Origin of the sequence: Nocardia sp. NPDC060255, assembly GCF_042727395.1 — a bacterium.
GTDB lineage: Bacteria > Actinomycetota > Actinomycetes > Mycobacteriales > Mycobacteriaceae > Nocardia.
The window spans coordinates 22967-43068 of sequence record NZ_JBHXAU010000018.1 but is presented as its reverse complement, the minus strand read 5'-3'; the positions used below and the strand labels follow the sequence as shown (position 1 = coordinate 43068).

The 20102-nt window shown below is 66.8% G+C and carries 20 protein-coding genes; 12 read left to right on the top strand and 8 right to left on the bottom strand.

Annotated elements, in window-relative coordinates; all coding sequences use genetic code 11:
• Nucleotides 1–94 precede the first annotated feature (94 nt).
• Nucleotides 95–952 (top strand): LysR family transcriptional regulator, encoded by an 858-nt coding sequence (locus ACFWF1_RS28735; RefSeq protein WP_379288434.1) that lies wholly within the window; start codon nucleotides 95–97, stop codon nucleotides 950–952.
• Between the two features lie 26 nt (nucleotides 953–978).
• Here ACFWF1_RS28735 and ACFWF1_RS28730 read toward each other — a convergent pair whose 3' ends face one another.
• Nucleotides 979–1602: a TetR/AcrR family transcriptional regulator gene (locus tag ACFWF1_RS28730; RefSeq protein ID WP_379288436.1), complete on the bottom strand. Its 624-nt coding sequence runs from the start codon at nucleotides 1600–1602 to the stop codon at nucleotides 979–981.
• A gap of 70 nt (nucleotides 1603–1672) precedes the next feature.
• Between ACFWF1_RS28730 and ACFWF1_RS28725 the strand changes: the two genes are divergently transcribed.
• From ACFWF1_RS28725 to ACFWF1_RS28705, 5 genes are all read left to right on the top strand, one after another.
• Nucleotides 1673–2566 (top strand): NADP-dependent oxidoreductase, encoded by an 894-nt coding sequence (locus ACFWF1_RS28725; protein WP_379288437.1) that lies wholly within the window; start codon nucleotides 1673–1675, stop codon nucleotides 2564–2566.
• Nucleotides 2567–2644: 78 nt separating this feature from the next.
• Complete coding sequence (locus tag ACFWF1_RS28720) at nucleotides 2645–3343, top strand: hypothetical protein (protein ID WP_379288439.1); 699 nt, start codon at nucleotides 2645–2647, stop codon at nucleotides 3341–3343.
• Between the two features lie 212 nt (nucleotides 3344–3555).
• Nucleotides 3556–4134, top strand: coding sequence for a hypothetical protein (locus ACFWF1_RS28715; protein ID WP_379288441.1), 579 nt, complete (start codon nucleotides 3556–3558; stop codon nucleotides 4132–4134).
• Nucleotides 4135–4404: 270 nt separating this feature from the next.
• On the top strand, nucleotides 4405–5739 hold the full coding sequence (locus ACFWF1_RS28710) for a hypothetical protein (RefSeq protein WP_379288443.1): 1335 nt from the start codon (nucleotides 4405–4407) through the stop codon (nucleotides 5737–5739).
• A gap of 184 nt (nucleotides 5740–5923) precedes the next feature.
• Nucleotides 5924–7648 (top strand): FAD-dependent oxidoreductase, encoded by a 1725-nt coding sequence (locus ACFWF1_RS28705; RefSeq protein ID WP_379288444.1) that lies wholly within the window; start codon nucleotides 5924–5926, stop codon nucleotides 7646–7648.
• Between the two features lie 52 nt (nucleotides 7649–7700).
• On the opposite strand, the gene ACFWF1_RS28700 is transcribed toward ACFWF1_RS28705, so the two are convergent.
• A complete protein-coding gene (locus ACFWF1_RS28700) occupies nucleotides 7701–8303 on the bottom strand; it encodes a GNAT family N-acetyltransferase (protein ID WP_379288446.1) in 603 nt (200 codons plus the stop codon).
• A 202-nt stretch (nucleotides 8304–8505) separates the two neighbouring features.
• Here ACFWF1_RS28700 and ACFWF1_RS28695 point away from each other — a divergent pair, with 202 nt between their 5' ends.
• A complete protein-coding gene (locus ACFWF1_RS28695) occupies nucleotides 8506–8979 on the top strand; it encodes a DoxX family protein (protein ID WP_379288448.1) in 474 nt (157 codons plus the stop codon).
• An 18-nt stretch (nucleotides 8980–8997) separates the two neighbouring features.
• On the opposite strand, the gene ACFWF1_RS28690 is transcribed toward ACFWF1_RS28695, so the two are convergent.
• Nucleotides 8998–10074 (bottom strand): threonine aldolase family protein, encoded by a 1077-nt coding sequence (locus ACFWF1_RS28690; RefSeq protein ID WP_379288450.1) that lies wholly within the window; start codon nucleotides 10072–10074, stop codon nucleotides 8998–9000.
• A 117-nt stretch (nucleotides 10075–10191) separates the two neighbouring features.
• Here ACFWF1_RS28690 and ACFWF1_RS28685 point away from each other — a divergent pair, with 117 nt between their 5' ends.
• Nucleotides 10192–10527, top strand: a complete 336-nt coding sequence (locus tag ACFWF1_RS28685; protein ID WP_357390205.1) for an Lsr2 family protein — start codon at nucleotides 10192–10194, stop codon at nucleotides 10525–10527.
• Nucleotides 10528–10597: 70 nt separating this feature from the next.
• On the opposite strand, the gene ACFWF1_RS28680 is transcribed toward ACFWF1_RS28685, so the two are convergent.
• Complete coding sequence (locus ACFWF1_RS28680; protein WP_379288452.1) at nucleotides 10598–10930, bottom strand: hypothetical protein; 333 nt, start codon at nucleotides 10928–10930, stop codon at nucleotides 10598–10600.
• Between the two features lie 155 nt (nucleotides 10931–11085).
• Nucleotides 11086–11808 (bottom strand): LuxR C-terminal-related transcriptional regulator, encoded by a 723-nt coding sequence (locus ACFWF1_RS28675; RefSeq protein WP_379288454.1) that lies wholly within the window; start codon nucleotides 11806–11808, stop codon nucleotides 11086–11088.
• Between the two features lie 193 nt (nucleotides 11809–12001).
• On the opposite strand from ACFWF1_RS28675, the gene ACFWF1_RS28670 reads away from it, so the two are divergent.
• Entirely contained in the window at nucleotides 12002–12826 is an 825-nt protein-coding gene (locus ACFWF1_RS28670; RefSeq protein WP_379288456.1) for an LLM class F420-dependent oxidoreductase, read from the top strand.
• A gap of 247 nt (nucleotides 12827–13073) precedes the next feature.
• Nucleotides 13074–15125: a phosphocholine-specific phospholipase C gene (locus ACFWF1_RS28665; RefSeq protein ID WP_379288458.1), complete on the top strand. Its 2052-nt coding sequence runs from the start codon at nucleotides 13074–13076 to the stop codon at nucleotides 15123–15125.
• A gap of 1 nt (nucleotide 15126) precedes the next feature.
• On the opposite strand, the gene ACFWF1_RS28660 is transcribed toward ACFWF1_RS28665, so the two are convergent.
• Complete coding sequence (locus ACFWF1_RS28660) at nucleotides 15127–16521, bottom strand: amidase (RefSeq protein ID WP_379288460.1); 1395 nt, start codon at nucleotides 16519–16521, stop codon at nucleotides 15127–15129.
• Nucleotides 16522–16677: 156 nt separating this feature from the next.
• Nucleotides 16678–16872, bottom strand: coding sequence for a hypothetical protein (locus tag ACFWF1_RS28655; RefSeq protein WP_357390193.1), 195 nt, complete (start codon nucleotides 16870–16872; stop codon nucleotides 16678–16680).
• Between the two features lie 172 nt (nucleotides 16873–17044).
• Here ACFWF1_RS28655 and ACFWF1_RS28650 point away from each other — a divergent pair, with 172 nt between their 5' ends.
• On the top strand, nucleotides 17045–17863 hold the full coding sequence (locus ACFWF1_RS28650; protein WP_379288462.1) for an SDR family oxidoreductase: 819 nt from the start codon (nucleotides 17045–17047) through the stop codon (nucleotides 17861–17863).
• A 63-nt stretch (nucleotides 17864–17926) separates the two neighbouring features.
• Here the strand turns inward: ACFWF1_RS28650 and ACFWF1_RS28645 are convergent, their stop codons facing one another.
• On the bottom strand, nucleotides 17927–18130 hold the full coding sequence (locus ACFWF1_RS28645) for a cold-shock protein (RefSeq protein WP_107655522.1): 204 nt from the start codon (nucleotides 18128–18130) through the stop codon (nucleotides 17927–17929).
• 356 nt (nucleotides 18131–18486) lie between these two features.
• Here ACFWF1_RS28645 and murJ point away from each other — a divergent pair, with 356 nt between their 5' ends.
• The gene (gene murJ, locus ACFWF1_RS28640) at nucleotides 18487–20094 is read left to right on the top strand and encodes a murein biosynthesis integral membrane protein MurJ (protein ID WP_379322233.1); all 1608 of its coding nucleotides are present in this window, start codon (nucleotides 18487–18489) and stop codon (nucleotides 20092–20094) included.
• The last annotated feature ends 8 nt before the right edge of the window (nucleotides 20095–20102 follow it).

Below are 20102 nucleotides of genomic sequence, written 5' to 3'. Positions count from 1 at the left end.
CTGCACTTCCTGAATGTCGAGGGACCCCGCTCACGCTACGACCGTCCGAACCGGCCGTAAAATGCTTGCTCAGCATGCGGTATACGCTGAAACTATGGACTTGCAGCTGCGTCACCTCACCGCGTTCGTCACGCTGTGCGAGGAAGGCACCTACACCCGCGCCGCAGCCCGCTTACACATCACCCAACCGTCGCTGACCCGCACGATCCAAGACCTCGAGCGGATCCTCGAATGCGACCTGGTCGCCCGCCCCTCCCGCAAGCTCGAACTCACCGCCAACGGTGAGCTCTTCCTGCAGCGCAGCCGCGGCATCCTGACCGAGGTGCATGAGCTGCAAGCTGAGATGCGCACACGCAGCCAAGTCCGGGTCGGTTTCGCGTGGCTGTTGCCCAGCGACTGGTTCGCCGCCACCCGCGCTCGCTATGAAGAACTCGGCGGCCAGATCACCATGCACCGCAACGACAATCCCGCCGCGGCGCTGCATCAGGGCACCATCGATATCGCCGTCGCCCGCAATTTCAATCAGCCCACCGCCGCGATCACCTGGCGTCGCATCGGCACCGAACAGCGAGTACTGGCGGTATCCACACGCTCGGAGCTGGCGCACGCCACGGGTCTGCGCTGGGCCGACCTCGCCCATCACCCGCTGGTCGTCAATACCCAATCGGGCACAACAACTCCCGACTGCTGGCCCGATCCCGATCCGGACCGCGAGATCGTCACCTGCGGCAACTTCGACGAATGGATCGAACTCGTCGCCGCCGACCGCGGCATCGGCGCGGTGCCCGCCATCGCCGAACACCGTGCGCCCCACCCCGATGTGGTCTATCGCGAACTGCCCGACATCCCGGACTCCACCCTCTACCTCGGCTGGCGGCGCACTCCGCCACCGCCACGCTCGGTCCGGCGGTTCCTGGATGCCGCACTGGCCACGGCAGATTCGGCCCGCTAGTCACCGCGGGCCTGACGCTCGAGCGGTCAGCGACCCGCAACCGTCCGATCGGCCCCGGCTCCTCGGGCATGTCGAGAAGCGCTGGCGACCTCCCAGGCCGCCTCGATCATCTGGAATATCTCGTCGACCGCGGCGTCCGGGTCGGCCGCCTCGCGGGCCAGCGAATGGGCGTCGACGACGAACCGCGCGATTGTCCGACAGGCTGTCTCGCTTTGCGGCAGTTCAGGATCCGCGGCGATAGCCGCCGCCAGCGACTCCGCGTGACGCAGCCGCATCGACTCCTCATACGCCCGCAGGTCCGGTGATTCGTCGATCATCCGCCAGATCGGGGCGGCACCGTCGGACGCGCAATGTCGCACCATGGCGTGGATCTCGCGGCGCAGCGCGAGAATGAGCGGTTCATCTGGCGCGCGGTCGGCGACCGCCTGCGCGAGGCGTCGCTCGAAGTCCTCGTCCTGCTCGAAGATCAGCGCCTCTTTGGCGGCGAAGTGCGAGAAGAGCGTGGTGACGGCCACGTCCGCCGCGGCGGCGATCTCGCGAATGCCGACCGCGTCGTATCCCTGTTCCAGGAACAGGGATAAGGCGGTGTCGGCGATCTTCTGGCGGGTCGCGGCCTTTTTACGCTCACGGCGTCCGAGCGGCTCGGTCATCCGCTAAGGCTATCAGGTAGGAAAAACTAACCGTTGTTAAATACTAACCGTTAGTGTTATGTTCGATCGCATGAAGAGAGTGAGCTTCGCCGAGTTCGGCGGTCCGGACGTGCTGCGACTCGAAGACGCCGAGGAGCCGCACGCGGGACCAGGTCAGGTGCGCATCGCCGTGCGGGCGGCGGGCGTGAACCCCGTCGACTGGCGCGTCCGGGAAGGCCAGAAACTGCAAGCCCATCCGCTCGAGCTGCCCGCCGGAGTCGGGATCGACGCGGCCGGGGTGGTGGACGAGGTCGGCGCGGGAGTCGACGGGATTGCGGTCGGCGACAACGTGTTCGGCGAGGGCTCGAACACCTATGCCGAGTTCGCCGTGCTGTCGGCGTGGGCACTGATGCCCGAGGAGTTGTCGTTCGACGAGGCGGCCGGTTATCCGTCCGTGGTGGAGACCGCACTGCGCGTCATCCGTGAGGTCGGTGTACAGGCCGGGCAGACGCTGCTGGTCAGCGGAGCGTCCGGTGGGGTCGGCTCGGCGGTGCTGCAGATCGCCCGCGAGCGCGGCATCACGGTGATCGGCACGGCCGGTGCCGCGAACCAGGATTATCTCCGGAGCTTGGGTGCCGTCGCCACGACATACGGCGCGGGCTGGGTCGAGCGGGTGCGGCAGTTCGGCCCGGTCGACGCGGCGCTGGATCTGGCCGGCTCGGGGGTGATCCCCGAACTCGTCGAACTGACCGGCGATCCGCAGCGGGTGATCTCCATCGCCGATCTCGGTGCACCGCAATTCGGAGTCCGATTTTCCGGCGTCGCCGGGAGCGTGCCTGCCGCGCTCGCCGAGGCGGCCGACCTCATCGCACAGGGAAAGCTGCACATCCCGGTCGAGAAGTCGTACTCGCTCGCCGACGCCGCGGCGGCGCACATCGACAGCCATGCCGGTCACACGCGCGGGCGCCGGGTCATCGTCATCTGAGCACGGTATCGATACTGCCAACGGCCCGATGAGACCCGCAGCCCTCCCCCGCTGACCACCAACCTGCATGATGGGCGGATGCTTCCCACCGACCATCTGGCTCAGGCAGATCGTCGCCCAGCGGTGATCGACACGCCGCTGGGCACCATCGGGTTCTCCGTCGCGCTCGGCACGGACGTACTACCTGCCGAGCCGGATACCCTGTGGTGCTTGCCGAATGGCTCGTATCTGCACCGGTGGCGGCATCGCAGCGCGACGGTCGATCTGCTGATCGGCAGCGTCGACGAACCGGCTTGGGACGGCGGTGCGCCGGTGCCGATCTGGGCAGGCATCTGGCAGGTGCAGGCGCGCGCTAAGGTGCCGGCACTGATCATCTCGGCGGAGCTGACCGACATTCCCGTCGATGCCTACGGCGGCCGGGACTCCGGCGAATGCCTCGCCGCCGTCAGCGTGGAGAACACGGACTTCATGGTGTCGATCGGCGGCCCCGATACCGAACTGCTCGCCATGCAGGCCGCCGACGGCAGGCTGATGCCCACCAGCTGGGCCCGCCCACTGCGCGCGAGCAACGACGACAGCACCACCGAATACGGTGTGCGCTACACAGATCCGGCCCGACTCGCCTGGCACCTCCCCGGCCTGTCCACCTCGGAAGTGGCCCGGCTCTGCATCGCCTCCGCCTGGTGCCCCCGCGACGACGACCGCCCCGCAGCCTGGTTCGCCGTCGACATCCCCCTCGACACCGCCTACCACCACCTCGTCAACGACCCGGCCTGACCGCCACCCGCCATCCCAGTTCCATTCGGCCCCAGTCGATCACGCCCACCGAACCGCGACGCCGATCTTCCCTGGCCGCAGCACCGCGACGCCGCCTGCGGTGCGCCGATACCCGCAGCGGTTCGTGACTTGACGACGTCTTCATGGCCATGGAGATTGCTGTGGATCTTTGTGGTGGTGCGCCGGGCAAGGCTGCGGGATAGCGTGGACTGGTGGGTGGAGATGATTTGCTGCGGCGCTGGGGTGAGCGTTGGGTGGCGGGGCCGCCGATCGCCGAGTGGTTGAGGCACGCTTATCCGGAGCTGTGGGTGCGTTTTCACAGCTTGCCGGGTTCCAAGCGGTATGCCGATACCGAGGACCAGTATGCGATCGTGCTGGACCGGTACAACACCGTCTTGGACGAGCTGTTCAGTGGCGCAGTCGTCTATGTGATCACAGTGGACTGGTCCGACACCCCGCTTCCGCCCTCGCCTCCGCACGAGGCTGCGCGCTGGCACCCGGGATCAGCCGAGTACTGGACATCCGTCTGCTCAGAGCCTGATCCCGAGCACCTCACGTACACGCACTTGTACGTCAGCCAAACGCCCTGGGAGCGTGGCTGTCTCGATGAATTGCTGCGGACCGTCGCGGACGACATCATCGCCGGGGTACTGATCACCGATATCGCACTACAGCGGATCTACCATCCTTACGACGGCGGAGCCGACGTCATCCTGAGCACCACCGAGGAGCGCGATCACCTGCGCTCCCGGCATGCCGAATGGCTGTCATCTCATCCGTTAGGACTCTGAATCAGCCTGGGCGCCTGCGGCGGTGGCCGAGCGGGGGTTCGGCAGCCTGCGGCATCGCCCACCACCAAGCTGAAACCAGAATCTGCGCACTCTCTCGGGACCTGCACTGGCTTTAGGGCCCTATTCCGAGTGCCGATCCCGAGACAGAGTGCAGATCCTGGAGATACCTGCGGGGGTGGCCGAGTGGGGGGTGGTGGCTTGTGGCAGCGGCTGGCCGGCTCTAGCCTGACTGGCACTCAGTGTCTGTACCAATCGGAAGGAAATCGAATGATGAGGTCGTGGTCAGCCAGGGCGCTGGTTGCCGTTGTCGTTCCGCTGACCGCGATGGCCGTGATCGGTGTTCCCGCAACAGCTGAGCCGGACGTCAATGACGTTGGCACAGTGCGGATTCCCACCGCCGAATGCATCAATCGGTCGATTCAACTCGGTCCGGAGGAAGCACGTTTGAACCGGTCGGAACCGGCCGAGTTGATCGCGGGGGGTGGCTTCACCGACCTTGTGCAGTCGTTCGTGACGGATCTTTGTTCGACGGCGGATTATCCGTCGGCGGTTGCGCTGGCCGGCGCCGATGCGAAAAAGCTGTGGCGGCACGCGGTGGATCGGGCGCAGGGCAGGCTGTCGAGCGGATCGCTGTCCGCGAGCGACGATCGGCCGCTGTATTGGGCTCGGCTGGCGGAAGTGGCTGCGGTGCAGCAGTGGCAGCCGTCGTTCGGGTTGTCGGTACAGCAACGCGCCGATATCGTCGCGGCGATCGACCGGACCGGTCGCGGCCAGGATGCCGTCAGCTACTCGACGCCGCGTTCGACTACCCGGCATGTTCTGATCACCGGTTTCGACCCCTACAAGTTGGACTCGGAAATCAGAGGCGGAAACCCTTCGGGCGCAACGGCGTTGGCGTTGAACGGCAAGGTCGTCCAAACCGCCCGGGGCCGTGTCGAATTCGCCACCGCGATGTTCCCGGTCCGCTGGCGTGACTTCGGCAACGGCGTCGTCGAACAGACCTTGCGACCGTTCCTGACCGACGGCGCCGGCCAGGTGGACCTGTTCGCCACGCTCAGCGTCGGCAGCCCGGGCGAATTCGACCTGGAGCAGAACAACGGAGCCTGGCGCGGCGGCAAGGCCGACAACGAATCCGTCTGCTACCTGGGCAGCGTGCCCAACACCGCCGCCACGGGTCCCGCACCGCAGTGGACTCGATCGACCTTGCCGCTGACGGAGATGGCGGCCGTTCCCGGACCGTTCCCGGTCAAGGTGCGCACCTCGGTGGACACCGCACTGCTGCCGTTCTTCCCCGCACTGCCTGTCATCACCGACTGCCGCGTCCCCACCATCCCCGGCGTCCCGATGCCCGATGGCCCGCCGGCGGACTCGACCGCGTGGGCAGGCGGCGGTGGCAGCTACCTCTCCAACGAAAGCGCCTATCGCGCAACACTATTGCGTGATGTGGCGGGCGCGGGCCTGCCCGGCGGGCACATTCACACCCCGGTACTCGAGGGGCTACCCGAGGCCGGATTGACCGGTCCGGAGTTCGACAACAACCGCGACGCGATCATCACCCAGCTCACCGCCCTGCTCCTGACCGCCGCGGACTCGACCAGGCCCTGACTCCCGGCGCAGCCACCCACCGTTCCCCGCGCGCGAATCGCCGCACCACCGGCCGGTAACCCGAGTTCTCGAGTGCGCTTCGAGAATTCGGGTACCGTCTGCGCCCGTCGTGGCGAAGTGGGGCCGTTGCCCCTCGTTTCGGGAGGTTACGGGAATTTCGGACAGCAGGGTTTCTCGGCGTCGCTTGCTCGGCACGTTGGCCGCCGGTGCCGTCGCCTCCGGCGCGATCGCGGCGACCGGATGCGTCCCGGCCAGCACCGACGATCACTCCCGCGACCGCAGTGAACTGCTTGCCCGAGAGCTACTGGGGGTCGACGAGAACGGTGCCGACCGCACGCTGTCGTATCTGAAGGTCCTCATCGATACCGGCCTGCCCGCTTCGGCCGAGCGCAAGAAGATCGTGGTCGTCGGGGCCGGTCCGGCCGGGTTGAGCGCCGCGAATCTGCTCGCCGATGCCGGACATCAGGTGACCGTGTTGGAGGCCAACGGGAATCGAACGGGCGGGCGGGTCAAGACATTTCGCGGCGTCTTCACCGATCCCGCCCTCTACGCCGAGGCCGGGGCGATGCGGTTGTCCAGCGTGCACCCGATGGCGCTGGCGCTCGCGGACAAGCTCGGTGTGCGGCGCAGGCCGTTCTACAGCTCCGACGTGCTCACGGAAACCCGCACGCCGCCAACGCCGCCCGTGTTCTACCGTTCGTGCACCGGCGAGGAGTGGTCCAACGGACCGAAGCAACAGTACGTGCCGCCACCCGCGGCCGGGCGCGGCCTGATCAGAGTCAACGGAACCACCGTCACCCGAGCCGAATACACCGCGAACCCAGGCGCGGTGCATGCGGGCTTCGGCTGCCGGATGACGACCTCGAGCAGCGCAGCCCTGGATACCGCGCTGCGCAAAGCCGAAGTGCTGCAAAGCGAGTCGATCGAGCGCCGGGTCGATGGCTGGACCGAGCTGCTGTCCGCCTACGAAAACCATTCTCTGCGCGGCTATCTCAGGGAGCAGGGCTGGCCCAAGGAACGCATCGAGTCCGTCGGCACCCTCGAAAGTGTCACCGCCCGAGTGCGACACAGCGTCATCTTCCCGCTCGTCGACCACACCATGATCCCGTCCGACGCCACCTACTGGGAGCTCGCGGGCGGCATGGCAGCGCTCCCCGACGCCATGGCCAAGCGACTCGGACCGGCCATCCTGATGGGCAAGCGGATGACCCGCCTGGAACAGACCGAGCACGGGGTGCGGATCTGGACCACCGGCGAGACCGGCGACGAAGCCTCCGACGGTCGACCGACCGGACCGGCCGAATTCTTCGACGCCGATTACGCGCTCGTGGCCATCCCGCTCACGGCGGCCCGGTTCTGCACCTTCGACCCGCCACTGTCCTACGACAAGCGCCGCGCCATCATCGAACTGCACCATGACGCGGCCACAAAGGTGTTGCTGGAGTTCAAGAGTCGCTTCTGGGAGCAGGGCCCGACCGGTTTCCGCGGCGGCCGCTGCGTGACCGACGGGCCGAGCCGATCCCTCTACTTCCCGTCACACGTCGAGGGCTCCGACGGCGGCGTGGTCCTCGCCTCCTATACGTTCGCCGACGACGCCATGCGCTGGGACTCCCTCACCGACGGCGAACGCATCCACTTCGCCCTGGCCGGCATGCGTGAACTCTTCGGCGCGCAAGTCGATTCCGAATTCACCGGCGTCGGCCTCACCCAGAGCTGGGTCCGCGCCCGCTACGCCCTCGGCGAAGCCGCCATCCCCACCCCCGGCCAGCTCCACGAACACCACAGCGCCACCCGAACAGTCGAAGGCCGAGTACATTTCGCCGGCGACCACACCAGCCTCAACACCGCATGGATCGAGGGCGCCCTGGAGAGTGGCGTCCGCGCCGCGCTCGAGATCCATCGGCGCTGATCCCCGACACCGATTCGGTCCAGGCCGACTTGCTCCAGCGAGCCGAGCAGCGTCAGTCGGCCGACGTTGTCAGCGAGTCGGACTCGAGCTGCCGCACACTCTGGCCGCGCCATTCCTGTTCCAACATCGCATAGATCAACGTGTCGCCCCACTCGCCCTTGAACCACAGGTCTTGCAGGTGCAGCGCCTCGCGGCGCATCCCGAGCCGTTCCAGCACGCGGGCGGAGGCGTGGTTGCGTGGGTCGAGATTTGCGATGATGCGGTGCAGCGCCAGTTCTTCGAAGCCCAACCGCAGCAGCACGCCGGCCGCCTCGGTCGCGTAGCCATGACCCACGGCATCGGGCGAGAACACGTATCCGATTTCACCGGTACGGTTTTCGGCGTTACGCCAGAACAGGACGACGTCGCCGAGCAACCGGCCGGACGCCTTCTCCTCGACACACAGATAGAGCCCTTGACCCACCTCGGTCAGTTCGGTCCGGCCCCACACCCCCGCGATGCGCTCGGCCACGGCCTCGCGTGACATCGGTTCGTACGGCAGATAACGGCACACGTCCGGTTGCGATTTGTAGGCGAACATGGCGTCGGTATCCGCCGCGGTCGCGGGGCGAAGCAGGAGTCGCTCGGTAACGATCGGATAGTCCGGATGTAGCACGATTTCCGACTATAGCGACGCCGATACCACCCCTGTAGACCTCAGCACGGGTGTACCCGAGGGCAGCGAACCAAGTGGGGACCCCGCTGACTAAGGATAGCCTCGGTCGCCAGTTGCTGAACAATTCACCACTGCGGATCGTAGTCATGAATACGGGTGGCGCTTCCGATCATCCGAAACCCTCCGGATTCGAGGTTGTGTCATGCATCTGTTGTCATCCGATGCAAACGCCGGGCCCGCACCGGGTGGTCGTGGTGCGGTCGTGCTCGGCTTGTTTCGTATTCTCGTCGGCCTCTCGTTCACCATCCACGGCCTCTCCGGGCTGTTCGGCTGGCCGGTCACGCCGCACGGTGGTCATGTCGCGGCGATCGGCAGCTGGCCGAGCTGGTGGGCCTCGCTGATCCAGCTCGTCGCGGGCGGGCTCGTCACGCTCGGCATCGGCACCAGGATCGCCGCGCTGCTCTGCTCGGGGTCGATGGCGTACGCGTTCCTGTTCGTGCACCTCAAGAGCGGTATCTTGCCGATCCAGAATGGCGGTGAGGCGGCCGTGATGTTCTGCTGGTCGTTCTTCCTCATCGCCATCCTCGGTCCCGGCGCCTTCGCGCTGGACGCCCTGTTGCCCAGCCGCGCTCAGCGGCGCACCGCCCCGGCAGACGTCGCGCCCACCCGCGGCTGAGCGCCCCTAGCTGAGCGCTCAGCCTCGGCTCATCTCGTCGGCGATCGCCTCGGCGAATCCGTCGATATCGTCCTCGGTGGTGTCGAACGCACACATCCAGCGGACCTCGCCGGTGTGCTCGTCCCAGAGGTAAAACCGATACCGCTTCTGCAGCCGCTCGGTCACCGGGCGAGGCAGGATCGCGAAGACCGCGTTGGCCTGGACCGGACGCACCAGCCGCACCCCATCGATGCCGCGTACGACCGCCTCGAGCCGCCTGGCCATGGCGTTGGCGTGCGTGGCGCTCCGCAGCCAGAGATCACCACCGAGCAGCGCCTCGAACTGCACCGAGACGAACCGCATCTTGGAGGCCAGCTGCATCGACATCTTGCGCAGATAGACGAGGTCACGGACGGCGTCCGGGTTGAGCACCACGACGCACTCACCAAGCAGCAGACCATTTTTGGTGCCGCCGAACGACAGCACATCCACCCCGGCGTCCGTGGTGATCTCGCGCAACGGCACACCGAGCGAGGCGGCCGCGTTGGCCAGCCGGGAGCCGTCGAGGTGCACGAGCATGCCGCGCTCGTGGGCGTGCTCGCAGATCGCGCGAATCTCGTCGGCGGTGTACACGGTGCCGAGTTCGGTGCTCTGCGTGATCGACACGGCCAGCGGCTGGGCGCGATGTTCGTCGCCCCACCCATAAGCCTGGCGGTCGATCAGTTCAGGGGACAATTTGCCGTCGGGGGTCGGCACGGTGTGAATCTTGATTCCGGCGAGTTTCTCCGGCGCACCGCACTCGTCCACGGTGATATGCGCGGATTCGGCCGCGATCACCGCACCCCACCGCGGCAGCAGTGCCTGCAGCGCGACGACATTTGCGCCGGTGCCGTTGAAAACCGGATAGGCCGTCGCGCGCTCGCCGAAGTGCCCGGCGAAGATGCCTTGGAGGTGGGCGGTGTAATCATCCCCACCGTAGGCGATCTGGTGACCGCCGTTGGCCAGCGCCAGCGCGGCGAGCACCTCGGGGTGTATCCCGGCGTTGTTGTCGCTGACGAATCCGCGCACGGCGGGGTCGTGTCTACGGACGGCGTCGGTCGTCGGCGTGTCGGCCACAGCGAGGTTCCTATCAGTTCGATTGTTCGTACCCGGATACCGCGAAGTCCACACGTTGTTCGGAAGGTCTACGATTGTCGCTTCTACACATTCGAGCATCTACGAAGGGGAAACTCCATGGCACGCAAGGTCGTTGTGACACTGGTCGACGACTATGACGGCAAGTCCCAGGCCGAAGAAACAGTGCACTTCACCTTGGACGGCGTGGCCTACGAGATGGATCTGTCGGCTTTGAACGCCAAGCAACTCCGCGGCATTTTCGCGGAGTGGACGCCGACCGCCCGCAAGGTCGGTCGCGCGCCGCGCGGTACGAGCAGTCGCTCGCAGCCGTCGGCCGGGCGGGAGCAGACGGGTGTCATCCGTGAATGGGCACGCCAGAAGGGTATTGATGTATCGAGCCGCGGGCGGATTTCGGCCGAGGTGGTGGACGCCTACAAGAAGGCGAGCATGTAACTCCACCAGAAACGCCGAGCCGGGCTCGGCCGTGCAGACCTGGATCTGCCCTGCCGAGCCCGCGGCTTTTTCAGCTCCGTCGACCGTTCACCGCGCGGGTCACGCGCCGGATTCGTTCGCGCGCAAGCAATTCGGTCATTTCGGTGAGCGAGTCGGCCAAGAGCGGGTGTAGTTCGGCGCGGGCCTGCGCGACGGCGGCCTGGATCACATTCGGCGACACCGTCGGGAATTCCCCGCCGAGCCGCTGCGCGGTGACCCGACTGGCCGTCATGGACTTCACCCACTGCCACACCAGATCCGGTTCCAGCTTGCCCGACCCGCTGCCCGGGCTGGGCGCGGCCGTAATCGGCCGGTATTGCGAACGTTTGCGCGCCGAGCGCAAATCGGACTTATCGCTACTCATCGGCATGCACAACTCCAGAGACGGCACCAATACGCAGCGAGCCGCGCTTCGGGACCCGAGAAAGTAGTTGAACTCTACACCGGAATACATACCGCAGGTACGCATGTCGGTCGAACAACCGACAGCCGGCAAAGCCGCCCGCGGCGGTCGAGTACTCATCCCAGGCCCGCGTCCCTGGCGCGAACGATTGCGTTGGCGCGGTCGGCGACGCCCAGTTTGGTGAAGATGCGGGACAGGTAGTTGCTGATTGTTTTGGGCGCCAAGGTGAGTTCGGCCGCGATGGCGGCATTCGGCAGTCCCGCGGCGACCAGGGTGAGTACGTCGAATTCACGGGTGGTCAGCTCCGGAAAGGGGCGGGTGTGCCGGTTCGGGATGGCCAGCATGGTGGCGAGCCTGCCTGCGATGTGCGGGCTGAGCACCACCCAGCCTGCGGAGACCGCGCAAATCGCGTGCAGCAGATCGTCGCGGTCCGCGGCATTGCGCAGGTAACCGCCCGCGCCCGCCCGGATCGCGGCGAATACCGACTCGTCGTCCTCGGCGACGCTGAACACCAATACCGCGACGCCCGGCGCACAGCGCGCCAATTCGCTGATCACGGCGCCGCTTTCGGGTTGCCGCCACTGGCCGAGGATCAGCACATCCGGCCGATTCAGCACCGCCTCGCGCAGCGCGCCGTCGCAGCCCGTCTCGGCGACCACGGTGATCCAGTCGACGGAGGTGAGCAGCGACCGCAGCCCCGCCCGGACCACCGCGAGGTCATCGGCGAGCACCACGGTCAGCGGGCGCGTCCCGGTCACCATCGCGCCGATCCCGTCGATGACCGAAAGCTCCGGCCCGAAGGTTCGCCGCTGGGACACCGGCTTCGGCAGCGCACTCATCAAACCCCCTGGCACGGTCCTGGTTTCGACGCCACCGGATTCGCGCATCGCACCCGACGGCTATCCCGCTGAGAATCCTCTGACCAGGGCCCAAGGGAAAGGTTCCGGACCGCTGACCGAACCTCGGCGGGCGGCCGACTGCCCAGCCGCTCGGTGCGGAATATCCGGCGGTACGTCGCCGGTTGCTCAGCACATGCAGATCGGTATCAACACCTTCGTCACCGACGAAGGCATCAGCGGTCCGAAGCTCGGTGTGGCACTGGAGGAGCGGGGGTTCGAGTCGCTGCTGCTGGCCGAGCATTCGCATATTCCCGCGAGCCGGGAAACCCCCTACCCGGGCGGCGGCGACCTGCCGCGGTTCTATTACCGCACGGAAGATCCGTTCGTCACCCTCGCCGCCGTCGCGGCCGTCACCCAGACGCTGATCGTCGGCACCGGCGTCACCCTGCTGATCCAGCGCGACCTCATCCACACCGCCAAGCAGGCGGCGACGCTGGACCGAATCTCGAACGGCCGCTTGCTGTTCGGCGTCGGTGCGGGCTGGAATCGCGAGGAGATGGCCAATCACGGCACCGATCCGCGCACTCGCGGCGCGCTGCTCGACGAGCAGATCGCCGCCATCCGCGAGATCTGGACCAAGGACCTCGCCGAATACCACGGCCGCTTCATCGATTTCGACCCGATCTACGCCTGGCCCAAGCCCGTGCAGCAGCCGCTGCCGATCTTCGTCGGTGGCGGAGCGGCCGCCGCGCAGCGCGCGATCCGGCACGGTGTCGGCTGGATCCCGCTCGCCCTCGCCGACCCCGCCGCCATACCGGCCCAACTGGCCGAACTCGACGGCAACGAGCTGCCGATCTCGGTAGTCGGCGCCGCGCCGGACCCGGCGATCTTCGACGCCTACGCCGAGGCCGGCGTGCAGCGGCTCACCCTCTCCCTGCCGACGCTCCCCGAATCGGAAACCCTGGAAAAACTCGACGAATTCGCGAAGGTCGCCGATAGCTACCTGTCTGCCCGGTAACTGGGTAACCACAGCTCACTCCTCGCGGACCAGGCCCGTCGCAGATTCCTGCGGCGGGCCTGTTCTTCTCACGTCTGTCGGCGATTAACCGGGATTTTGCCTGTACCGCCTGGCTCCCGCCAGTTCGGTTCCCAGTTGCGGGATGTTCATTGCCCAGTTGCCTCCGAGCGAAAACATCGCAGATGGTTATAGCAAGCGAACATTTTCACTCTGCACGTCAGCTATATGTCGTCTCGAGAGGAATGCTGTGCCCGACGTAGATTCTGGTTTTCCAAGGCGGCGATTCATCGGTGGGGCGCTCGGCGCGGCGGCCTTGGGTGGCGGGCTGCAGTTGTTGCCCGCCGGTATGGCCGAATCCCTCGCGGCGCCGAGCCGCAAGGGCACTTTGAGCGATGTCGAACACGTGGTGATCCTGATGCAGGAGAACCGCTCGTTCGACCACTATTTCGGCACGATGCGCGGGGTGCGCGGGCTCGCGGACGCGAGCGTCGTGGTCAAGGCGGACGGCCGCAACGTCTACTACCAGCCGGATCCGGGCCGCTCCGACGGCGGCTACCTGCTGCCCTTCCACGTCGACACCAAGGTGGTGGACGGCCAGGACCTCGGCGATCTGCCGCACGGCTGGGACGACCAGCATCGCGCGGTGCGCGGCGGCTGGAGCGACGGCTGGACCGCGGCGAAAGGCGAGATGGCCATGGGCTATTTCACCGAGGCCGACATCCCGTTCCATCGCGCGCTCGCGGACGCGTTCACCGTGTGCGACCACTACTACTGTTCGGTCCTCGGGCCGACCACACCCAACCGGCTCTATCACTGGACCGGAACCATCGATGCCGCAGGACAATACGGCGGTCCGGCGATCAGCAACCCGGCCGACTACAAGCCCGTCTATCGCTGGACCACCTACCCGGAACGCCTGCTGGACAAGGGGATCAGCTGGAAGGTCTACGCCAACGACGAGGTGGGCGACGACGGCGGCCACCCCTTCGTCGGCGACTACGGCGACAACCCGCTGTGGCTGTTCGACGCCTACCACGATCCGAAGAACACCGAACTCTCCTCGCGAGCAAAGGTATTCGGTGCCGGGAACTGGAAGCCCGACTCCGGGCAGGGCAAGAAGGTCGAGCACGTCCTCGCCGACTTCATCGCCGACTGCGCCGGTAACCGCCTCCCCCAGGTCTCCTGGGTGGTTGCCCCCTACGGCTACTCCGAGCACCCGGCCGCCCGCCCGGTCGACGGCGCCGCCTACACCCAGGCCGTACTGAAAGCGTTGTGGGGCAATCAGAACCTGTGGAACTCGACCGCCCTGCTGATCAACTTCGACGAGAACGACGGCTTCTTCGACCATGTGCCGCCGCCGATGGCACCGCCGGGCACGCCGGGCGAGTACGTCAACGGCCAGCCGATCGGGCTCGGCCCCCGGGTGCCTATGCTGGTGATCTCGCCGTGGAGCCGCGGCGGCTGGGTGAATTCGCAAGTGCACGACCACACCTCGGTGATCCGGTTCCTGGAGAAGTGGACCGGCGTCAACGAACCCAACATCTCCGCCTGGCGCCGATCCATCTGCGGCGACCTCACCGGCTGCTTCGATTTCGGCAAGGCCAATACCACGGTGCCGATGCTGCCCGACGCCAATGCCCTTCGGGCCCAGGCGGATGCGACCCAGAGCAAACTACCTCGGCCCGCGCCGCCCGCCACCGGCAGCCAGCACCCGCCGGAGCAGGAGGCGGGCACCAGGCCCGCCCGTCCCCTGCCCTACGCCCCCGTGGCGAACGCAACCCTGGCCGCGGGCGGCGCGCTGACCACCACGTTCCGGAACACCGGCTCCGCCGATTTTCAATTGGCGGCCTACCGGAACGACGGGCGTACCGACGGACCGTGGCGCTACGACGTGAAATCGGGGGCCACGGTCTCCGATACCTGGAACGTGCAGAGCTATCCCGACAAGAAATACGGCATCGCCATTCACGGCCCGAACCGTTTCCTCTGGCGGATGACGGGCACCTCGACGTCCCCGCTCGAAGTGACCGCCTCTTATTCCACCGACAACAAACTGCAGCTGTCGATGACGAACAAGGGCACGGCGGCCGCCGTCGTCACGGTAAAAGCCAACAGCTACCGCACCGACGGCCCGTGGACCTACAAGATCGCACCCGGGAAAACCACCACCGATACCTGGAACGCGCTCAGCTACGGCAAAGGCTGGTACGACCTGTCGCTGACCGTCGACATCGACACGACCTACCAGCGCCACTTCCGTGGCCACATCGAGAACGGCCAGCCCAGCGTCACCGGCTGAGCTACGGCGCGACCGGCCAGGGTGCCTGTTCCGGTCGCGCCTGCTCGAAGGCCGCGGCCAGCTGTAGCAGCCGGACGTCATCGAAACGGCGGCCGATCAGTTGGACGCCGATCGCGGTGCCGTCGGCGGCCTGGCCGCAGTTCATCGAGATCGCCGGATGCCCGCTCGCGTTGAAGGGGACGGTGAATCCGATGTGCCGGAACGGCAGCGTCGGGTCGCCGTCCGGCGCGGTCTGTTCCACCGGCCATGCGGTGACCGGGGAGGTCGGCGAGACGAGGAAGTCGACCGTGTCGAGCCTGCGGTCGGCGGCGATCGACATGGCGTCGAACTGCGAGTAGCCGTCGAAAACCGCCGCACCGGTCAATGTTTCGGCACCGGCGATCCATTCGTGGATGTACGGCAGGATCCGCTCGCTCCGCGCGGCGGGCAACGAGCGGACGTCGGACCACAGCCGGACCCGCCAGAAATCGTTCAGCCCGGCGAGCATTTCGTCGGTCATGATCGGCTCGACCTTTTCGACCTGAGCGCCCAAGGATTCGAGCAGTTCTGCGACGCCGCTGATCGCCGCGCTGACCACCGGCTCCACCGGCCACCCGGTGCCCGCCTCGGACATCAGGCCGATCCGGACGCCGGACAGCTCGAGCGGCAGGGCCGCGCCGACCCAATCGGTGCGGAGTTCCGGAGCGGCGGTGTGATCACGCCGGTCCGGTATCGCCACCGCCGCCGTGGCGAGCGCCGCGTCGGCCACCGTCCTGGTCAGCGGTCCGATGGTGCGGCCGAGGTACGGCGGAACGACGGGGATGCGCCCGAAGCTCGGCTTGAAGCCGACCACGCCACACCAGCTCGCGGGCAGCCGGATCGACCCGCCGATATCGGTGCCGTAGTGGATCGGTCCATAGCCTGCCGCGGCCGCCGCGCCCGCGCCGGAGCTCGAGCCGCCCGGATTACGCGCCAGATTCCACGGATTGCGGGTGATGCCATGGAAACTCGACAAACCGCTGGACGACATTCCGTAGTCGGGCATCGTGGTCTTGCCGACCAAGATGCTTGCCGCCTCGCGAATCCGGTCGGCGGTCGGACTGTTCGCTACCGCGGGCGCGAGATCCGTGGCCGCGCTACCGAGCGGCGTCGGACAACCCGCGGTGGCGATGTTCTCCTTCACGGTGAGCGGGACGCCGTCGAGTGCGCCAGCCGGTTCGCCGCGCCGCCAGCGCTCGGTGCTGGCGACCGCCTCGGCTCGGGCCTGCTCGGCGTAGCGGGTATAGAGGGCGTTGAGGTGCGGTTCCCACTGCTCGATCCGCGTCAGCACCGCATCGATGACCTCGACCGGCGCGAGCGTCCGATCGCGGTAGCCCGCCAGCAGAACGGTGGCGGGTAGGTCGGCGGGGTCGGTCATCCTGACTCCTCTCGCGCGCTACCGTCCCCGCGCGCGGACGCCGAGACACGGCACTCTGCGCACTGGCGAACGGCGTGTTGGCGTACTCAGCGAGACAGCCACCGGGACAACAAGATTGTTCCACCGGAGCGGCTCGGCCGCACGATGGCGGTGATCTCAGTGGCGATGCGCCGTGTCGTACCACTGATGCGGCACGGACCAGTCCCAGCAGTCCGTCGACGGCCGGTCGACCGGATTTTCGCGCTCCCACTCGACGTAGCAGCGGGCCGATCCGCCGACGCACGCGCCGCACAGGATCAGGCCGCCCAGCACGTGGCGCCACAGCGAGTGGAGTGAGATGCGTCGCCGCATTGCGACCTCCTCGGCGGAGAAAACGGGTCTGAGCAGGGGCATAGCCTCAGGTCAGGGACGATACCGGCGCGTCGCGCGGCGCGGACGAGAATCGTGCGGACTGCTTCACTCAGCGGGAAATTCGCACTATGACGCTTGCTTGGAGTGCACTCCAGATGACTACCGTGGTGGCATGAGCAAAGTATGGTTCATCACCGGCGTTTCCCGAGGATTTGGCCGTGAGTGGGCACTTGCCGCGCTGGAGCGCGGCGACAGTGTCGCAGGCACGGCGCGCGACCTGAGCACGCTCGACGACCTGGTTGCCAAGTACCCCAACACCTTTCAGCCGATCCAGCTGGACGTCACCGACCGGGCGGGTGATTTCGCCGCGGTACAGCAGGCGGCCGACCGGTTCGGGCGGCTCGATGTGGTCATCAACAACGCGGGCTACGGCCAGTTCGGCATGATCGAGGAGCTCACCGAAGAGGAATTGCGGGCGCAATTCGAGACCAACGTGTTCGGCGCGCTGTGGGTGACCCAGGCGGCGGTGCCGATCCTGCGCGAGCAGGGCAGCGGCCACATCATCCAGGTCTCCAGCATCGGCGGCATCTCCGCGTTCCTGAACCTGGGCGCTTACCACGCGTCGAAGTGGGCGCTGGAGGGGTTCTCGCAGTCGCTTGCCCAGGAAGTCGCGCCGTTCGGTGTGCACGTGACCCTGGTCGAGCCCGGCGGGTTCGGCACCGACTGGTCCGGTCCGTCGTCGAAGCACGCCACTCCGAATCCGGCTTACGATCCGGCGAGAGAAGCCCGAGCCTCGCAGCGCAAGTCGATGCCGAGCGGTGATCCGACCGCTACCCGCGACGCGATTCTGGCCGTGGTCGATGCGGACGAGCCGCCGTTGCGCATCTTCCTCGGCGAGGCGCCCCTCGCGATAGCCACCAGGGACTACGAGTCACGACTCGAGCTGTGGCGCAGGTGGCAGCCCATCTCCGCTGCCGCACAAGGGAATTGACGGTTCCGGACAACGCAAGAGCCCCGCACCCAAAGGGTGCGGGGCTCTTTCACGCTATGTCGATCAGATAGCGCGGACGTCCTGGGCCTGCGGCCCCTTCTGTCCCTGTCCGACCTCGAACTCCACGCGCTGTCCTTCTTCAAGGGACTTGAATCCCGAGCCGGACACGGCGGAGTAGTGAACGAACACGTCAGCGCCGCCACCATCTTGAGCGATAAAGCCGAAGCCCTTTTCGCTGTTGAACCACTTCACACTGCCTTGAGCCATTACTTTTACTTCTTCTTTTCTGTAGATGAGCCAAACGAATCACGTCGATAAGCTTGATCTCACTGGACTACCATGTCATGGATCGGTGGTAATCCCTACGAAATATCCCACTATGTGAGCTAACCGACACTCGCGCGGTCCGCCGAGCCTCGCTCGCTCTCGACGCACCGCTTGCCCAATCACGTTGCACACCAGCGCGTTCAGGCCGTCTGGCAGCATGGCGGAGGCCTGTCCAGGGGGACGGCATCCGAGCTGCCATCGACTAGCGCGAGCGGGGACCATTGACGGACTACGGCAACTTACCGACGCAACCGCTGCCACTGGGGACGAACTGGCAGGCAACGGAAGCGCCCCCGCTGAAAGGGATACAGCCGGGTGGGCGTTCCTCGGGCGATGCGCTCGCACGGGCCGGTGGTCATGTCGCGTTGGCCGGTGTGGTGAGCCGATTGACCGGGTTCACCCGCACGATCCTGCTGGCGGCGTTGCTCGGCACCGCGGCGGTCGGCGACGCCTACACCGGGGCGAACAACTTGCCGAACATGGTCTACGAGTTGCTGCTCGGCAGCGTGTTCGCCAGTGCCGTGGTGCCCCTGCTGACCAGAGCAAGACGGCACGGGCGCAAGCACTCTCGGGAGTTCACCCAGCGAGTGCTGGTGGCGGCGGTGCTCGGGCTCGGTGCGGTCACGGTGGTCACCGTGCTCTGCGCGCCGCTGATCGTGCGCGTCTTCGTGGGCGATTCCGATCAGCGGCAGCTCACCACCTTGTTCGCCTACCTCCTGCTGCCGGAGATCTTTTTCTACGGCGTGACCGTTTTGCTGACGGCCGTGCTCAATGTCCGCGACAGCTTCGCCGCGGCGGCGTGGGCACCGGTGGTCAACAACGTGATCGTGTTGCTGACGTGCGGGATCTTCGTGCTGCTGCCAGGGCCGGTCACGCTGACGCCTACCTCGATGACGTCCGCGCAGGTGCTCACGATCGGGATCGGCACCACGCTGGGGATCGTCGGGCAAGCCGTGTGGGTCGTTTTTGCGCTGCGCCGCAATGGATTCCAGTGGAAGTGGCGGGTTCGGCCGTTCCCGTACAGCTGGCGGCCGGTGCGCGCGGGGATGCCCGTGCTCGGATGGATCCTCACCTACGCCGCGATCAGCCAGGTCGGTGTCGCGGTGACGATGCGGGTCGCGTTCTCGCACAACGGAGTAACGATCTACAACTGCGCGGACTTGCTGTTCCAAGTTCCGTACGGGGTCCTCGCCGCCTCGCTGTTGACCGTGCTGATGCCACGCATCTCCCAGTCCGCCGCCGCAGGTGATCAGGCTGCCGTGATCGCCGATCTCGGGCGCGGCGCAAGGTATCTCACCGTCGCGCTGGTACCGATGACCATGGCCTTGGGTCTGCTCGGCCCGGTGCTGGCCGCCGTCGCGTTCACCGGTCGCGTCGACGCGCACGCGGCCGGGTTGATCGGCACGGCGATCGCGTCGTCGGCGTTCGGCTTGGCGCCGTTCGCGCTGGTGATGCTGCAGATGCGAGTCTTCTACGCGAACAACAACACCCGCACGCCGACCATCATCAACATCGCCATGGTGGCCACGAAGGTCGCCGTGGTCGCGTTCTCCGTCAACGTCTTTCCCGACCGTGTCGTCGTGGTGATGCTCAGCGTCTCCAGCTCGCTGTCCTACGTGGTCGGCGCGATCATGGGGTACGTGCTGCTGCGCCGCCGCTACGGCCTGCTCGGATTCTCCGATGTCGCAGTGACATTCACACGCGTCATCTGGGCCACCGCCACCGCGGGCTGGGCCTGCCTGGCGATCATGGTCGTCACCCGCCACCTGGTGCCCGATCCAGGCGTCGAACACCTCGTCACGCTCGCGGCCGGAACGCTGATCGGTGTCACGGCATTCCTCTTGGCCGCCAAGGCAATCGGAATACCGGAAGTGCGCAACGCTCGCGCGTTGCTCGCCGCCTGATCGAAGTC

Excerpts from the sequence above, each read along its gene's own strand:
- ACFWF1_RS28735 (WP_379288434.1), top strand. The coding sequence starts at position 95 with ATGGACTTGCAGCTGCGTCACCTCACCGCGTTCGTCACGCTGTGCGAG.
- ACFWF1_RS28730 (WP_379288436.1), bottom strand. The coding sequence starts at position 1,602 with ATGACCGAGCCGCTCGGACGCCGTGAGCGTAAAAAGGCCGCGACCCGC.
- ACFWF1_RS28725 (WP_379288437.1), top strand. The coding sequence starts at position 1,673 with ATGAAGAGAGTGAGCTTCGCCGAGTTCGGCGGTCCGGACGTGCTGCGA.
- ACFWF1_RS28720 (WP_379288439.1), top strand. The coding sequence starts at position 2,645 with ATGCTTCCCACCGACCATCTGGCTCAGGCAGATCGTCGCCCAGCGGTG.
- ACFWF1_RS28710 (WP_379288443.1), top strand. The coding sequence starts at position 4,405 with ATGAGGTCGTGGTCAGCCAGGGCGCTGGTTGCCGTTGTCGTTCCGCTG.
- ACFWF1_RS28695 (WP_379288448.1), top strand. The coding sequence starts at position 8,506 with ATGCATCTGTTGTCATCCGATGCAAACGCCGGGCCCGCACCGGGTGGT.
- ACFWF1_RS28685 (WP_357390205.1), top strand. The coding sequence starts at position 10,192 with ATGGCACGCAAGGTCGTTGTGACACTGGTCGACGACTATGACGGCAAG.
- ACFWF1_RS28680 (WP_379288452.1), bottom strand. The coding sequence starts at position 10,930 with ATGAGTAGCGATAAGTCCGATTTGCGCTCGGCGCGCAAACGTTCGCAA.
- ACFWF1_RS28675 (WP_379288454.1), bottom strand. The coding sequence starts at position 11,808 with ATGAGTGCGCTGCCGAAGCCGGTGTCCCAGCGGCGAACCTTCGGGCCG.
- ACFWF1_RS28670 (WP_379288456.1), top strand. The coding sequence starts at position 12,002 with ATGCAGATCGGTATCAACACCTTCGTCACCGACGAAGGCATCAGCGGT.
- ACFWF1_RS28660 (WP_379288460.1), bottom strand. The coding sequence starts at position 16,521 with ATGACCGACCCCGCCGACCTACCCGCCACCGTTCTGCTGGCGGGCTAC.
- ACFWF1_RS28655 (WP_357390193.1), bottom strand. The coding sequence starts at position 16,872 with ATGCGGCGACGCATCTCACTCCACTCGCTGTGGCGCCACGTGCTGGGC.
- ACFWF1_RS28650 (WP_379288462.1), top strand. The coding sequence starts at position 17,045 with ATGAGCAAAGTATGGTTCATCACCGGCGTTTCCCGAGGATTTGGCCGT.
- ACFWF1_RS28645 (WP_107655522.1), bottom strand. The coding sequence starts at position 18,130 with ATGGCTCAAGGCAGTGTGAAGTGGTTCAACAGCGAAAAGGGCTTCGGC.